General features: G+C 70.2%; 11 protein-coding genes and 1 tRNA gene. 3 read left to right on the top strand and 9 right to left on the bottom strand.

Features of this window, described 5'->3' with window-relative positions; translation table 11 throughout:
• Positions 1 to 209: 209 nt before the first annotated feature.
• The 7 genes from rho to ACIRP2_RS12560 all read right to left on the bottom strand — a co-directional run bounded on the left by rho (position 210) and on the right by ACIRP2_RS12560 (position 9,324).
• Complete coding sequence (gene rho / locus ACIRP2_RS12590) at positions 210 to 2,222, bottom strand: transcription termination factor Rho (RefSeq protein ID WP_404249184.1); 2,013 nt, start codon at positions 2,220 to 2,222, stop codon at positions 210 to 212.
• 384 nt (positions 2,223 to 2,606) lie between these two features.
• Positions 2,607 to 3,524, bottom strand: a complete 918-nt coding sequence (gene thrB, locus ACIRP2_RS12585) for a homoserine kinase (RefSeq protein WP_391741813.1) — start codon at positions 3,522 to 3,524, stop codon at positions 2,607 to 2,609.
• 365 nt (positions 3,525 to 3,889) lie between these two features.
• Positions 3,890 to 4,960, bottom strand: coding sequence for a threonine synthase (gene thrC / locus ACIRP2_RS12580; protein ID WP_404249182.1), 1,071 nt, complete (start codon positions 4,958 to 4,960; stop codon positions 3,890 to 3,892).
• Between the two features lie 6 nt (positions 4,961 to 4,966).
• Entirely contained in the window at positions 4,967 to 6,322 is a 1,356-nt protein-coding gene (locus ACIRP2_RS12575) for a homoserine dehydrogenase (protein WP_404249180.1), read from the bottom strand.
• Positions 6,323 to 6,417: 95 nt separating this feature from the next.
• Positions 6,418 to 7,809: a diaminopimelate decarboxylase gene (lysA, locus tag ACIRP2_RS12570; RefSeq protein ID WP_404249178.1), complete on the bottom strand. Its 1,392-nt coding sequence runs from the start codon at positions 7,807 to 7,809 to the stop codon at positions 6,418 to 6,420.
• 26 nt (positions 7,810 to 7,835) lie between these two features.
• Positions 7,836 to 8,834 carry an ArgS-related anticodon-binding protein NrtL gene (gene nrtL, locus ACIRP2_RS12565; RefSeq protein ID WP_404249176.1) on the bottom strand — a complete coding sequence of 333 codons (999 nt, stop codon included), beginning with the start codon at positions 8,832 to 8,834 and terminating at the stop codon, positions 7,836 to 7,838.
• A gap of 55 nt (positions 8,835 to 8,889) precedes the next feature.
• The gene (locus ACIRP2_RS12560) at positions 8,890 to 9,324 is read right to left on the bottom strand and encodes a response regulator (RefSeq protein ID WP_404249174.1); all 435 of its coding nucleotides are present in this window, start codon (positions 9,322 to 9,324) and stop codon (positions 8,890 to 8,892) included.
• Between the two features lie 216 nt (positions 9,325 to 9,540).
• Here ACIRP2_RS12560 and ACIRP2_RS12555 point away from each other — a divergent pair.
• From ACIRP2_RS12555 to ACIRP2_RS12545, 3 genes are all read left to right on the top strand, one after another.
• Positions 9,541 to 9,612 (top strand) — tRNA-Arg (locus ACIRP2_RS12555).
• Positions 9,613 to 9,952: 340 nt separating this feature from the next.
• On the top strand, positions 9,953 to 12,106 hold the full coding sequence (locus ACIRP2_RS12550) for an AAA family ATPase (RefSeq protein WP_404249171.1): 2,154 nt from the start codon (positions 9,953 to 9,955) through the stop codon (positions 12,104 to 12,106).
• Positions 12,103 to 13,323 carry an McrC family protein gene (locus tag ACIRP2_RS12545; protein WP_404249169.1) on the top strand — a complete coding sequence of 407 codons (1,221 nt, stop codon included), beginning with the start codon at positions 12,103 to 12,105 and terminating at the stop codon, positions 13,321 to 13,323. Before ACIRP2_RS12550 ends, ACIRP2_RS12545 begins: the two co-directional genes overlap by 4 nt.
• 87 nt (positions 13,324 to 13,410) lie before the next feature.
• Here the strand turns inward: ACIRP2_RS12545 and ACIRP2_RS12540 are convergent, their stop codons facing one another.
• Together ACIRP2_RS12540 and ACIRP2_RS12535 are read right to left on the bottom strand one after the other, a co-directional pair.
• Positions 13,411 to 13,548 (bottom strand): hypothetical protein, encoded by a 138-nt coding sequence (locus ACIRP2_RS12540; RefSeq protein ID WP_404249167.1) that lies wholly within the window; start codon positions 13,546 to 13,548, stop codon positions 13,411 to 13,413.
• Between the two features lie 13 nt (positions 13,549 to 13,561).
• Positions 13,562 to 13,939 carry a hypothetical protein gene (locus ACIRP2_RS12535; protein ID WP_404249165.1) on the bottom strand — a complete coding sequence of 126 codons (378 nt, stop codon included), beginning with the start codon at positions 13,937 to 13,939 and terminating at the stop codon, positions 13,562 to 13,564.
• Positions 13,940 to 14,628: the final 689 nt, after the last annotated feature.

Raw genomic sequence — 14,628 nt, 5'->3', positions numbered from 1 at the left:
TTCTTGCCCTGTACAGACATCACGGCGGCAACCGCCGGCGCGACCGTCATGTGGCGAAGGTCTCGGATCGGCCGAAAAGACCGGATCGGTTGCGTCGTGTGCGCGGACGCCACGACACAGGGCCGCCCCCGTCACCGGAGTGACGGGGGCGGCCCTGTTGTTCGGCCCTGCTGTCCGGCCTCTGTCGTTCGGCCGGTCCGGGTGCGACGTCAGTCGTTGCCGTTGCCCGGGGCCGGCGTCGTCTTCTGGATCTGGAGCAGGAACTCCGCGTTGGACTGGGTCTTCTTCATCCGGTCCAGGAGGAGCTCGATCGCCTGCTGCTGGTCGAGCGCGTGCAGCACCCGGCGCAGCTTCCACACGATCGCCAACTCCTCGCCGCCCAGGAGGATTTCTTCCTTACGGGTGCTGGACGCGTCGACGTCCACCGCCGGGAAGATGCGCTTGTCCGAGAGCTTCCGGTCGAGCTTGAGCTCCATGTTGCCGGTGCCCTTGAACTCCTCGAAGATCACCTCGTCCATCCGCGAACCGGTCTCGACCAGCGCGGTGGCCAGGATGGTCAGCGAACCGCCGTCCTCGATGTTGCGCGCGGCACCGAAGAAGCGCTTCGGCGGGTAGAGCGCGGTCGAGTCGACACCACCGGACAGGATGCGGCCGGAGGCGGGGGCCGCGAGGTTGTACGCGCGGCCCAGGCGGGTGATGGAGTCCAGCAGGACGACCACGTCGTGACCCAGCTCGACGAGACGCTTGGCGCGCTCGATGGCCAGCTCGGCGACGGTGGTGTGGTCCTCGGCGGGACGGTCGAAGGTCGAGGAGATGACCTCGCCCTTCACCGACCGCTGCATGTCGGTGACCTCTTCCGGACGCTCGTCGACCAGGACGACCATCAGGTGGCACTCGGGGCTGTTGACCGTGATGGCGTTGGCGATCGCCTGCAGGATCATGGTCTTGCCGGTCTTCGGCGGGGCCACGATCAGGCCTCGCTGGCCCTTGCCGATCGGCGCGACCAGGTCGATGATCCGCGTCGTCAGGACGTTGGAGTCGGTCTCCAGGCGAAGCCGGTCCTGCGGGTAGAGCGGGGTCAGCTTCTGGAACTCCGGGCGGCCGCGTCCGGTCTCGGGCGCCATGCCGTTGACCGAGTCGAGGCGGACCAGTGCGTTGAACTTCTCGCGCCGCTCCCCGTCCTTCGGCTGGCGCACCGCGCCGGTGACGTGGTCACCCTTGCGCAGGCCGTTCTTGCGGACCTGGGCGAGCGAGACGTACACGTCGTTCGGGCCCGGCAGGTAGCCGGAGGTCCGGATGAACGCGTAGTTGTCGAGGATGTCCAGGATGCCCGCGACGGGGATCAGGACGTCGTCGTCGGAGACGGGAACCTCGTTGGCGAAGTCCTCGCGGCCACGACGGCCACGACGGTCACGGTAGCGGCCACGGCGACCGCGACGGCCGCCCGCCTCGTCGTCGTAACCGTCGTCCTGCGGTCCGCCGCCCTGCTGGCCCTGGCGCTGCTGACGCTGGCCGCCCTGCTGGCCCTGCTCGTCACCCTTGCCACGACGGTCGCGCTGGCGGTCGCGACGCTCCCCGCGCTCGCCGCGTTCCTGACGGTCGCCGCGGTCGCCGCGCTGTCCGCGGTCCTGACGGTCGCCACGGCGGCCCTCGGCCGTGTCCGCGGCGGCTTCGGCCTTCGCGTCGGCACGCTCGTCGCTCTTCGGCTCGGCCTGAGCCTCCGCCTTGGCCTCGGCGGCCGGCTTGCTCTCCGCCTTGCCCTCCGGGCTGCCCGCCTGAGCCGTCGCACGGCGCCGACGGCGCTCGCCCGTGGGCTGGTCGTCGCTGGCCGGCTGGCCGGGGATGTCGATCTGCTGCTGGGCCGCGGCCTTCTCGGCGGGTGCGGCGGCCGCGGGCTCGTCCCGGGTGCGCGCCTTGGAGGTGGCACGGCGCTTCGGCTTGGTCTCGGCGTCCGCGGCGGGCGCGGCGGCCTTGGGCGCCGCGGCGCTACCGGCCTGCGCCTCCTTGATGACCTCGATCAGCTGGCCCTTGCGCATCCGCGCAGTGCCCTTGATGCCGAGGCCGGACGCGACCTGCTGCAGCTCGGCCAGGACCATGCCGTCAAGGCCGGTGCCGGAGCGGCGGCGCCGTGCGGTGGTGCCAGTGGCAGCACCTTCGGCGGGCGCAGCACTGTCGACGTTCTTGTCGGCAGTCACGCCCATCAGATCGGTGGTGTCGCTCACGAAGGGTCCTTCCCTGGAGCGGACGTCGGCCTTCTGGCTCGGCGACCGGTTGTGCTGTCCGACTGCGGTCTTTTTCTTGCGGACCGTGCCGGGGCGGTGGTCCGCCGGGTACGGCGGAGAGATGAAGGTGTGCATGGGTCCGGCGCGAGCATCCCCCTGCTCGGCCCACTCCTGGACAAGCGAGGGGTGTCGTGCCGGTTCCGGAGCGTGCACGAAACTGCTCAGGCAGGCTGCTCAGGCAGTTGGGGAGGCTCCCGGAAGAAATGTGGTCCCCGAAAGGGACACGAAGCAACGCGCCACATAGACGTCGGTTGCAGACTTGAGGTTAACACTACCGGCTCCAACAAACATTCCCCCTCTCACTCACCGGCAATCACTTCTCGGCTACGGGGCGAGCGGCAGCACACTCGCACCCGGGGCGTCGAGCGTGAGCCGATTGGCCGCCCATCCCTCGCCCGCCAGCCGTGCGACCTTGTCGGCCGCACCGTCCTCGGCCAGTGCGAGCACGGTCGGCCCGGCACCGGAGATGACCGCGGGCACGCCGTCGGCACGCAGTCGGTTCACGAGTTCCACGCTCTGCGGCATGGCCGGGGCGCGGTACTCCTGGTGCAGCCGGTCCTCGGTGGCGGTGAGCAGCAGCTCGGGGCGCCTGGTCACGGCCTCGACGAGAAGCGCGGCACGACCGGCGTTGAAGGCGGCGTCGACATGCGGGACCGAGCGCGGCAGCAGCCCGCGGGCCGTCTCGGTCAGGACCGGCTTGCCGGGGACGAAAACCACCGGAACGATGGAATCTGCGGGATCCATCCTGATCGCGTGGGCCGATCCGCCGTCCATCCAGGCGAGTGTGAAACCGCCGAGCAGGCAGGCCGCGACATTGTCGGGGTGCCCCTCGATCTCGGTGGCGAGTTCCAGCAGCGCCGCGTCGTCGAGCCGGGCGTCACCGCCCGTCGTCACGGCCCGGGCGGCGACGATGCCGGCGCAGATGGCGGCGGAGGAGGATCCCAGGCCGCGCCCGTGCGGAATGCGGTTGGCGCAGACGATCTCCAGGCCGCGGGGCTGCCCGCCGAGCAGGTCGAAGGCGGTGCGCAGGGAGCGTACGAGGAGGTGGCTCTCGTCACGGGGCAGCGTGTCCGCGCCCTCACCGGCGATATCGATGTGCAGTCCGGAGTCGGCTACGCGGACGACGACGTCGTCGTACAGCCCCAGCGAGAGGCCGAAGGCGTCGAAACCGGGGCCCAGGTTGGCGCTGGTCGCGGGGACGCGCACCCGGACGGCGGCGGCTCGGAAGGCGGGACCGGCCATCGGTTGGACGACTCTCCTTGTGAGGCAGCGGGGGGTGGTGGAGCGATTTCTCGACAATGGCGGAAGTCGTGGCGACGGGGAGTGGGATTCCGGGGAAACCGACGGCCACAACGGCCCTTGCACCGCGGCACATGCGGCGGGGCGGGTTGGGTACAGCTTATCGAAGGAAGGTTCTGTGGCGACATAGGGCGCACAGGAGGCGCACGATGCGTGTCGCCCGCCTCCTATGCGCTCTCCGCCCCGAAAAAGGACGGTTGAGCTGGATTCTTACCGGGATTGCCGCCGACGGTGAGCCGGGCGCCCGGCGGGCCGGGCCGGGCTCCCGCCGACGGCCGAACCGGATCCCCGTCGAGAGGTCCGAAGACTTACGCGAGACCCAGCTTCTCGGCGGCGGTGGCCGCGTCGACCGGGACCGTGACCGGCTGCGGAGCGCCCGCGACGGCCCAGTCGGGGTCCTTGAGCCCATTGCCGGTGACCGTGCACACGATCTTCTGGCCGGGGTCGACCTTGCCCTCTTCGGCGGCCTTCAGCAGGCCGGCGACGGACGCGGCCGAGGCGGGCTCGACGAAGACACCCTCCCGGGAGGCCAACAGCCGGTAGGCGGCCAGAATCTGGCGGTCCGTCACCTCATCGATGAAACCGCCCGATTCGTCCCGGGCGTTCAGCGCGTACTGCCAGGAGGCCGGGTTGCCGATCCGGATCGCGGTGGCGATGGTCGACGGGTCCTTGACGACCTCGCCGCGGACGATGGGTGCGGAGCCGGAGGCCTGGAAGCCCCACATGCGCGGGGTGTGCGTGGACAGACCGTCCCCCGCGTACTCCTTGTAACCCTTCCAGTACGCGGTGATGTTGCCCGCGTTGCCGACCGGGAGGACGTGGATGTCCGGCGCGTCGCCGAGCGCGTCGACGATCTCGAACGCGGCGGTCTTCTGGCCCTCGATACGGACCGGGTTGACCGAATTGACCAGCGCCACCGGGTAGTTGTCCGAGAGCGAGCGCGCCAGGGTCAGGCAGTCGTCGAAGTTGCCGTCGACCTGGAGGATCTTGGCGCCGTGCACGAGCGCCTGGCCCATCTTGCCGAGCGCGATCTTGCCCTGCGGCACGAGGACGGCGCACACCATGCCGGCCCGCACCGCGTACGCGGCGGCGGAGGCGGAGGTGTTGCCGGTGGAGGCGCAGATGACGGCCTGTGCGCCCTCCTCCTTGGCCCGGGTGATCGCCATCGTCATACCGCGATCCTTGAAGGAACCGGTGGGGTTGGCGCCCTCGACCTTGAGGTGCACCTCGCAGCCCGTGCGCTCGGAGAGGACCTGAGCGGGGACGAGCGGCGTACCGCCCTCACGGAGCGTGACGACCGGCGTCGTGCTCGTGACCGGAAGGCGGTCCCGGTACTCCTCGATGATGCCGCGCCACTGGTGGGTGCCCTTGCTGGTCATGGGTCCTTACTCCCCTTCAACACGCATGATGCTGGCGACACCGCGCACGGTGTCGAGCTTGCGCAGCGCCTCGACGGTCGCCGAGAGGGCGGCGTCGGGCGCGCGGTGGGTGACGACGACGAGAGATGCCTCGCCGCCTCCGCCCACCCGTCGCCCGCCGCCACCCTGCTCGATGGCGACTTCGTCGCCGCTGCCTGAATTTCTGCCCTGCTGGCGGACGGTGTCGATGGATACGCCCTGTTCGGCGAAGACCGTCGCGACCTGGGCGAGCACGCCGGGCTTGTCGGCCACGTCGAGGCTGATGTGGTACCGCGTGACGACCTCGCCCATGGGGCTGACCGGCAGACGCGTGTACGCGGACTCGCCGGGGCCGGTGGCCTCGTTGAGTTTGTTGCGGCAGACCGCGACCAGGTCGCCGAGGACCGCGGACGCGGTCGGCGAACCACCGGCGCCGGGACCGTAGAACATCAGCTGCCCGGCCGCCTCGGCCTCGACGAAGACCGCGTTGTACGCCTCACGGACCGAGGCCAGCGGGTGGCTCAGCGGAATCATCGCGGGATGCACACGCGCGGTGACGGACTGCCCGTCGGCGGCGCGCTCGCAGATGGCGAGGAGCTTGACGGTGCAGCCCATGCGGCGGGCGGAGACGATGTCGGCGGCGGTGACCTCGGTGATGCCCTCGCGGTGCACATCACCGATCCTGACCCGGGTGTGGAAGGCGATTCCGGCAAGGATCGCGGCCTTGGCGGCGGCGTCGAAGCCCTCGACGTCGGCGGTCGGGTCGGCCTCGGCGTATCCGAGGGCGGTGGCCTCGTCGAGCGCCTCGGAGTATCCGGCTCCGCTGGTGTCCATCCGGTCGAGGATGAAGTTGGTGGTGCCGTTCACGATGCCGAGGACCCGGTTGACCTTGTCACCGGCGAGGGACTCGCGCAGCGGCCGTACGAGCGGGATGGCGCCGGCCACGGCGGCCTCGTAGTAGAGGTCCCGGCCGTGCTGCTCGGCGGCGCCGTGCAGTGCGGCACCGTCCTCGGCCAGCAGCGCCTTGTTGGCGGAGACGACGCTCGCGCCGTGCTCGAAGGCGGTGGTGATGAGCGTGCGGGCGGGCTCGATGCCCCCGATGACCTCGATGACGACGTCGATGTCGCCCCGTTTGACCAGGGCGGTCGCATCGGTGGTGATCAGTGCGGGATCGATGCCCTCGCGTACCTTGGAAGGCCGGCGCACGGCGACACCGGCGAGCTCGACCGGCGCGCCGATGCGCGCGGCAAGGTCGGCGGCCTGCGTCGTCATGATGCGCGCAACCTCTGAGCCGACCACTCCACAGCCCAGCAGCGCCACCTTCAGCGGACGCGTACGCATCATCCGACCTCGTTTCCTTTACTTCTGATGTGTGGACCAGTCTCACTCACCGGACGGGAGTTTCTGCCACCCGTCCGGATCCTGAGACATCTATTTCATCAGCCGACATCGAGACGCAGGAGATCTTCCTCCGTCTCGCGCCTGACGATGACACGGGCCCGACCGTCGCGCACGGCGACGACGGGCGGGCGCAGGGCGTGGTTGTAGTTGCTCGCCATCGAGCGGCAGTAGGCACCGGTGGCGGGCACGGCGATCAGGTCGCCGGGAGCCAGGTCGGACGGCAGGAAGGCGTCCTTGACCACGATGTCGCCGCTCTCGCAGTGCTTGCCGACGACGCGGACGAGCATCGGCTCGGCTTCGGAGGTGCGCGAGACGAGCGCGACGCTGTACTCGGCGTCGTAGAGCGCGGTGCGGATGTTGTCCGACATGCCGCCGTCGACGCTGACGTACGTACGCAGCCCCTCCAGGGGCTTGATCGTGCCGACCTCGTACAGCGTGAACGCGGTCGGGCCGACGATGGCGCGGCCCGGCTCGACGGAGATCCGCGGGGTGGCGAGCCCGGCCGCCTCGCATTCGCGGGTCACGATGTCGCCGAGCGCCTTGGCGATCTCGTGCGGCTCTCGCGGGTCGTCCTCGGATGTGTAGGCGATCCCCAGTCCGCCGCCCAGGTCGATCTCGGGCAGCTCGATCCCGTGCTCGTCGCGCACCTCGGCGAGCAGCTGCACCACGCGCCGGGCGGAGACCTCGAAACCGGCCATGTCGAAGATCTGCGAGCCGATGTGCGAGTGGATGCCGATGAGATCGAGCCCGTCGAGGGTGAGCGCCCGGCGCACCGCCTCGGCGGCCCGGCCGTCGGCCAGCGCGATCCCGAACTTCTGGTCCTCGTGCGCGGTGGCGATGAACTCGTGGGTGTGCGCCTCGACGCCGACGGTCACCCGGATCTGTACGCGCTGCCGCTTGCCGAGCCGCTGCGCGACGTGCGCGACCCGGGCGATCTCCTGGAAGGAGTCGAGCACGATCCGCCCGACGCCGACGGTGACCGCCCGCTCGATCTCCTCGACGGTCTTGTTGTTGCCGTGAAAGGCGATGCGCTCGGCGGGCATCCCGGCGTCCAGCGCGCAGGTCAGCTCTCCCCCGGAGCAGACGTCGAGGTTGAGCCCCTCCTCCTTGAGCCAGCGCACGACGGCCCGCGACAGGAACGCCTTTCCGGCGTAAAAAACATCGGCGTCCCGTCCGAAGGCGTCGGCCCAGGCCCGGCAGCGGGCCCGGAAGTCGCTCTCGTCGAGGAAGTAGGCCGGGGTGCCGAACTCCTCGGCCAGTCGCGTCACTTCGATCCCGCCGACGGTGACCGTGCCGTGCTCGTCACGGGCGACCGTACGGGCCCAGACCTTCTCGTCCAGGGCATTGAGATCGGCGGGCGGGGCCGTGTAGTGCCCTTCCGTCATGACATCGGCGTGGCGGGGCCCGGCGGGGTGTGCGGATCGGCTCATCGTGTTGCTCTGTTCTCTCGGGTCTCTCAGAGGACTTCGGGTGCGCTGATGCCGAGCAGGGACAGGCCGCCTGCCAGCACCGTCCCGGCGGCTTCGGCGAGGGCGAGCCGGGAACGGTGGGCGGCCGAGGGTTTCTCGTCACCGACGGGCAGTGGCCGGGCGCCGTCGTGGAAGTCGAAGAATGCCTGCGCGACCGCTTCCAGCTGCCGGGCGACCCGGTCGGGCTCGCGGTGGCGGGCGGCCGCGGCGAGCACACCGGGATGGTCGGCGAGGAGAGCCCCGAGCACGGGCGCGTCCACGCCCTCCTCGTATGCGGCACGGAAACCGAGCTGCTCGGCGTTCCGGCTCAGGGCGCGGGTCCTGGCGTGGGCGTACCGCACCCGGAACAGCGGATTGCTCTCCCCCTGCACGAGCAGTTCGTCGCTCCCGGTGCACCGGGGCCGGTCGTGCGGGGCGGCCCGCAGCAGTGCCCAGCGCGCGGCATCGTTCCCGAGCCGCTCGAAGAGATCGCGGTCGGAGGCGGGCACGGCCACCACATGCAGTGCCTCGCCGTCGGCCGTACGCTCCCCGACCTCCGCGCCCCGGGCCCGGAGCAGCCGCTCCACGGTCTCGGTGACGACGCGGGCGCGCGGCTCGTCGACGGACGCGAAGGACACGGCGGTACCGACGAGGTCGTCCCCGTACCCGTACTCCGCGCCGCGCTCGTCGACGGCCCGGACGAGCGCGCCCAGCCGGTCGGCGCCGTCGAGCAGGGTGAAGTTCAGAAACCCGGGTCCGGTGACCTCGACGCCGCCGATCCCCGGCGCCTCCTGCACCCGCGCCCGGAGGATCTCGGCCACTTCCCTGGCCGGCAGCGCGGCGGGCCGGGCCAGCTGGAGGGCGACGGCACAGGCGTAGTCCCCACGCCCGCCGGGCCGGGTCCGCTCCACCCGCACGCACGCGGGCACGGGCGCGCGCAAGGCGTCCTCGTCGACCGCGCGGCGTACGGCGTGCAGCACGGTCCTGGAGAGATCGGCGGGGGTCACAGGACAAGCGTATGGGAGGAAGGGGGGCATCCCGCGACCCGGTTTCGCCATGCGGTCACCCTGCGGTGCTCTCCGCCTTCCCGGCGCCGTGTCTGCCGTCGAGCGACGGCGGATCGTCCCGGTCCATCAACTGCCGTACGAGCCGCACGAGCTCGTTCGGCTCGAAGGGCTTCGCCAGGAAGGCGTCGACCCCTGCGGCGACCCCGCTGTCCACCTCGAAAGGAGTGCAGGCACTGATGATCGCCACGGGCAGATGTCTGGTCTGCGGATCTGAGCGCAGTCTGGTGGCGGTCTGCAGACCGTCCAGCCTGGGCATGACGACGTCGAGCGTGATCACATCGGGGCGGACCCGATGAACCAGATCCAGACACTCGACACCATCGGCCGCGGTCACGACCTCGAAGCCCTCAAGCTCAAGATTGACCCTGATCAACTGCCGGATGACCTCGTTGTCGTCGACAACGAGCACGCGGCCGCACGCCCCTGACACACTCCGAGAGTAGGCGGGACGTAGGGGCTGCGTCCGGGTTTTGCCTATTTCCGACCTCGGACGAGTGGTGCGAGGGGTGGCCGGATGCGCCCCAACCGCACCGCACGCCCCCGTCGGGACCAGCGCCACCGGCCCCGACGGCCCGGAAATACCTGTTCACGGACACCCCGCCGAAGCTGGTAGTGTTTCACCCGTCGCCGAGCAACACAGCGATACGCCCTCGTAGCTCAGGGGATAGAGCATCGGCCTCCGGAGCCGTGTGCGCAGGTTCGAATCCTGCCGAGGGCACCTTGCACAAGGTGCCGAATTGACCCACTGATCAGCAGAAACGCTGAACAGTGGGTCTTTTTTCATGCCCTCTGTTCTCATTCCCTCCGAAGGCTGCCGGACGACGGCCGTCGCACCTGGCGTCCCGGACTCGGGCAACCACTCCCGATCTGCGGGTTCTCCCGAGGCGAGACGGGAGCGGTGGCGACGGGACGTGACGTCGTCCGGGACCCGCACCCGGCAGTCGTTCGTCGCCCAACTGCGTGAGGACACAAGGGGAAGTGGCCTTCCGGACGGCGTACGGGGACTGCCTATCCTGAACGGGCATCGCCCACCAGCCACCTCCCCGGAGCCCTGCCTCATGCCCACCCGTCAGGCCCGCATCACGCCGCTCACGCGCAGGTCCATGGAGATCCTCGCCGAACACCCCGGGGGCATGCACCACGCGGAGCTGTGGAAGCAGGTGAGGGAAGAACTTCCGCTGACGGCCGAGGACGCGGAGACCTACGACGACGGGCAGGAGAAGGGCGAGAACGCCTGGCGGTGGCAGACGTCCGATCTCGTCATCGCCGGCTGTCTGCGCAAGAACAACGGGCTGTGGCGGATCACCAACCTCGGCCGGGCCGCGCTGCGCGACCATCCCGAGGCGGTCTCCTTCTACGGAACGGCCAAGAAGGCGCTCGCCTACTGGAAGCGTCACAAGCACGGATTCGCGTACGCGAGCCGCCTCGTCGGCGCCATTCCGGCCGGCCGATGGCTGGCGCTCGGCGACCTGTCCACCGCCACCGGCTGCGACCGCGAGCCGCTCAGCCGCTGGCTCTGGGGCATTCGTCCGTCCAACGCACACCGGGTGCTGGACTCCGACGGCCGGCCCGCTCCCGAGGTCCTGTCCGACGCGGCGGAGACCGAGGCCGTCCTGCGGGAGATCGCCGAGGAGCAAGGACGCACGGACGTCACGGCACCCGGGCCCGATACCCGTATCGATGTCGCCGGTCTCCAGCCCTACCTTCTCCCCCAGGATCCCCGGGGGGCGCAGTCCGCCAGCGCCTGGCTGGTACGGGGCGGCGTCAGCGGGCAGGGCAGGAACGTGGCGGCGCGGTGGCTGGCGGACGGCTACTGCTCACTGGTCGCGTCCCGGCTCGGCCGGGTGGCCACGCCGATCACCCGGGAGGAACTTCGGCTGCGGGTCGAGGACCGGTACGCCCACCTCTCGTACAACAAGCGCGGGGAGCTGGCCGCCGAGTTCGACCTGTTCCTCAACCGCATGCACGAGGACGATCTCGTATGTGCCACCAGTGGCGGAAGGCTGTTCCTCGGCCGGGTCACCGGCGGGCCGGAGTGGGTGTCGAGCCCCGACGAGCACAGCTGCCTGCGCCGTGCCGTCGAGTGGAGCGGTCTGGAGATCGCCCACGAGGAACTGCCGGAGGAGCTGCGCGGGCGGCTGCAGAGCCAGCACGATGTGGTCGACCTGACCGGCGCGATCGACCTCGTCCGGGAGCTGTCCAGCACACACCGGGATTCCGCGGCTCCGGAGGTGCCCGATGACGAATCGGCTCTGCTGCCCGCGACCACCGCCTCGGCGTCCTCGCGCCCCGGTGCCGAGCTGCCCCTCCCGGCTGCCGAGCTGGCAGCCAAACTGCTGGTCGGTGAGGAGTGGCTGCGTGAGGTGCGTGACCTGCTGCAGGACCGACAGCAGCTGATCTTCCATGGACCGCCCGGCACCGGTAAGACCTACCTGGCGCAGCACATCGCCGAGCACCTGGCCGGTGATCCGCGCGCGGTCAAACTGGTCCAGTTCCATCCCTCGTACGCCTACGAGGACTTCTTCGAAGGCTTCAGGCCGGTCGTCCAGGACGGCAGTACGACAGGCGCGCTGACCTTCGAGCTGCGGTCGGGGCCGTTCCGGCAGCTGGTCGATCTCGCGGACGGGGATCCGGACACGCCGTACTTCCTGATCATCGACGAGATCAACCGGGCCAACCTGGCCAAGGTGTTCGGCGAGCTGTACTTCCTCCTGGAGTACCGCGACAGCACGATCGACCTGCAGTACTCGGGCGAGTTCCGGCTGCCGCGGAACATCTTCGTCATCGGGACGATGAACACCGCCGACCGTTCCATCGCCCTGGTCGACGCGGCCATGAGGCGACGCTTCGCCTTCCTTGCGCTGCATCCCGATGAGGAGCCGACCCGGGACCTGCTGGCGCGGTGGGTCGAGAAGAAGGAGGAGTCCGGGGAGATCAGCCCGAGCGAGGACGTGCCCGCGCTGCACCGTGAGCTGAACCGGCGGATCGAGGACAGAGACTTCAAGATCGGGCCGTCGTACCTGATGCGGACGTCCGTCTACGACGAGGGGGGCTTGGAGCGGGTGTGGAAGACGGCCGTCCTGCCGCTCCTCGAAGAGCACCACCACGGCGACGAACTGGTCGACGTCCGGGCCCGCTACGGACTGCCCGACCTGCGGAGGGTTGTCAGCCGGCCGTCCCGGGCCGCCGAGCCCCCGGCCCCGGCGCCGTGACCGGGGACCGCCCGGTACACCGCATCGACCTGCTGGAGCACGGTCCGTGGACCGAGGTACAGCTGGCGCCCGAGGCCGGCCGCATGCTGGCCGGTTCCGGTGTCGTGGACGCACGGCCCGACCCGTACTCCGCCGGCACCGGCACTGCCTGGCAGCTGCGCGGACTGGGCAAGGTCGGTGCGATCCGGCTGGGCGGGGTGGAGGTGCACATCGCGCCCAAGCTGCCTGTCCGTCGGTTGTTCTTCCTGCTCGGTTACGCAGCTGATCCGGTGAAGCCCTGGTGGGACGACCCCGGGGAGGTGCAGGTGGGCGACGAGCACGAGGTGCTGCCCGCGCTGGCCGCCGCTTTCGTACGGCAGGCAGAACGAGCGCTGCGCCAGGGTTTGCTGCAGGGATACCGCACCACGGACAGCGCACTGACCGTCGTACGCGGACGGATCCGGGAGGGTGACCAGACAAGGAGACGCTTCGGGGTACCCCTGCCCCTGGAGGTCACGTACGACGAGTACACGACAGACATAGCCGAGAACCAGCTGTTGCTGGCGGCGAGCGCACGCCTGCTTCGGCTCCCGGGCGTGCCGCGCCCCGTCCGTCTCGGACTGTCCCGGGTACGTGCCCGGCTGGCGGAGGTCTCCGCGCTCTCCCCCGGTCGTCAACCGCCGAGATGGCGTCCGTCCAGGCTGAACGCCCGCTACCACTCCGCGCTGCGCCTGGCCGAATTGGTGCTGGCCGGCCGCTCTGCCGAACAGCAGGGCGCGGGAACCCGGCTGGACGGCTTCGTCCTGGATCTGGCCTCGGTCTTCGAGGACTTCGTCTGCACGGCGCTGTCCCGGGCTCTGCTCCCCCACGGGGGACGATCGGTCGCCCAGGCACGCCATCACCTGGACGAGGCCGACGGGATCCTGATCAAACCGGACCTGGTCTGGTACGACGGGACGGGGCGGCCGCTGGGGGTCGCGGACGCCAAGTACAAGGCGGAGAAGCGGGAGGGATTCCCCGGCTCGGATCTCTATCAGATGCTGGCCTATTGCACCGTGCTCGGGCTGCCACACGGCCATCTCGTCTACGCGAAGGGCAACGAGCCACAACAGCGGCACGTGGTCCGCGGGACGGGCACAGTGCTCACCCAGCACGCCCTCGACCTGGCCCAGGAGCCGACGGCCGTCCTGAACGGCGTGTCCGCGATCGCCGCGGTCATGGCCGGAGATCCGGCCTGAGGACCCATATGGGCAGGGCGACGGGCGGCACCCACTGATGTGCGAGCAGTCGCGAATCCGCAGGCATCGTCGGCGCGGGCCCGAGTGTCAGCCCTCCTCGTCGAGGTTGTGCCACCTGTCAGGCCGGATCAGGGAGCGAGGTCTCGGGGAGCGGGGTCCGGTGCTGTGGATCGCCAGGCGGAGGAGGGCGAGCAGGCCGGCCGCGACGATCTGCGTTTCCTCCACGTCGGCACCTCGCTCACAAGCCCTCGTCCTCCGGGCCGCCGGAACCGACCTGCTCCGCCCGCAACGCCAGGTCCTGCAGCACATCGGCGGAGGACACGTCCGTCTGTCCGGAGTCGTGCACCTGGGCCAGCATCGCGAAGGCCAGGGTGAACGCACCGACCAGCTGCTCCACCGCGCCCCCGACCTCCCGGCCGACGACCGCCGCGACCTCTTCGATCGAGGCGTCCTCGGGGATCGTGATCCGAGGCATCGTCTCGTTCAGGAGCGCGGTCACCACGCTCGAATCCGTTTGCACGTCGTCGCGGTCGACGTTCTCTTCGAGGAGCCGACGGATCTCGCCCGCCTCCGTGAGGATGCCCACCACGCGCTTCACCACTTCGCTCTGCTCCATGCCGTGAGCATAGGCGTGGAGCCGTGCGGGCGGTGATCACTCGGCGTTTCCCGACGCCGTCGGTTCGGTCGGACCATGCCTTGTGCCTGTACCTGTACCCGTGCCCGTGCCTGTTCGCCGAGTACCGGTCGAAGGGGTCCGTGACGGCGTCCGGCGGAATGCTCGGGTCGTCCTCGCCTCGGCAACGCCGTCGGCCGGGAGGCACTGCTCGATCGGCGCCGCACCGTCCGCTTCCGTCTCGTACGCGGGGAGGCGGGTACCCCGGCAGGTTCCCGTCGCCGCAGCAGACTCCTTCAGCTTCTCGAAGGCCCTCACGAGACGGTGATCGCGAGCGCCGGGAAGCGAGACGTGATCACGGACTACGCCGAACACCGTGCCGCTCCGCTGCGCCTCGAAGCCTTCTCCGAGACCGCCCTGGTCAACTCCACTGAGGGACATCTTCATCAGGACAGTCCTCTGTGCAGGTCCGCGAGGGCTGGGTCGCGTGCAGCGCTGTGGTGCAGGTTGTTGGAGTCGCGGAGGTGGTTCGCGTCCGGGTCCTTGGAGCGGGGCCGGGGGCCGCGGGGGGGGGCCCCCCCCCCCCCCCGGCCCCCCCCCCCCCTCCGGGCCACCGCCGCCCCCGTTGCCGGTTGCCCTGCAAAAGGGGCCTTAACACCCTTGGGTCCATATAGAACCGGGCCACCTCGGCG

Origin of the sequence: Streptomyces sp. NPDC101194 (genome assembly GCF_044767885.1) — a bacterium.
Lineage (GTDB): Bacteria > Actinomycetota > Actinomycetes > Streptomycetales > Streptomycetaceae > Streptomyces.
The sequence above is the reverse complement of the archived record's forward strand: the minus strand, read 5'-3'. Positions and strand labels throughout refer to the sequence as shown.

Coding starts and splice junctions, on each gene's coding strand:
- thrB (WP_391741813.1), bottom strand. CDS start 3,524: ATGGCCGGTCCCGCCTTCCGAGCCGCCGCCGTCCGGGTGCGCGTCCCC.
- ACIRP2_RS12550 (WP_404249171.1), top strand. CDS start 9,953: ATGCCCACCCGTCAGGCCCGCATCACGCCGCTCACGCGCAGGTCCATG.
- thrC (WP_404249182.1), bottom strand. CDS start 4,960: ATGACCAGCAAGGGCACCCACCAGTGGCGCGGCATCATCGAGGAGTAC.
- lysA (WP_404249178.1), bottom strand. CDS start 7,809: ATGAGCCGATCCGCACACCCCGCCGGGCCCCGCCACGCCGATGTCATG.
- ACIRP2_RS12575 (WP_404249180.1), bottom strand. CDS start 6,322: ATGATGCGTACGCGTCCGCTGAAGGTGGCGCTGCTGGGCTGTGGAGTG.
- ACIRP2_RS12535 (WP_404249165.1), bottom strand. CDS start 13,939: ATGGAGCAGAGCGAAGTGGTGAAGCGCGTGGTGGGCATCCTCACGGAG.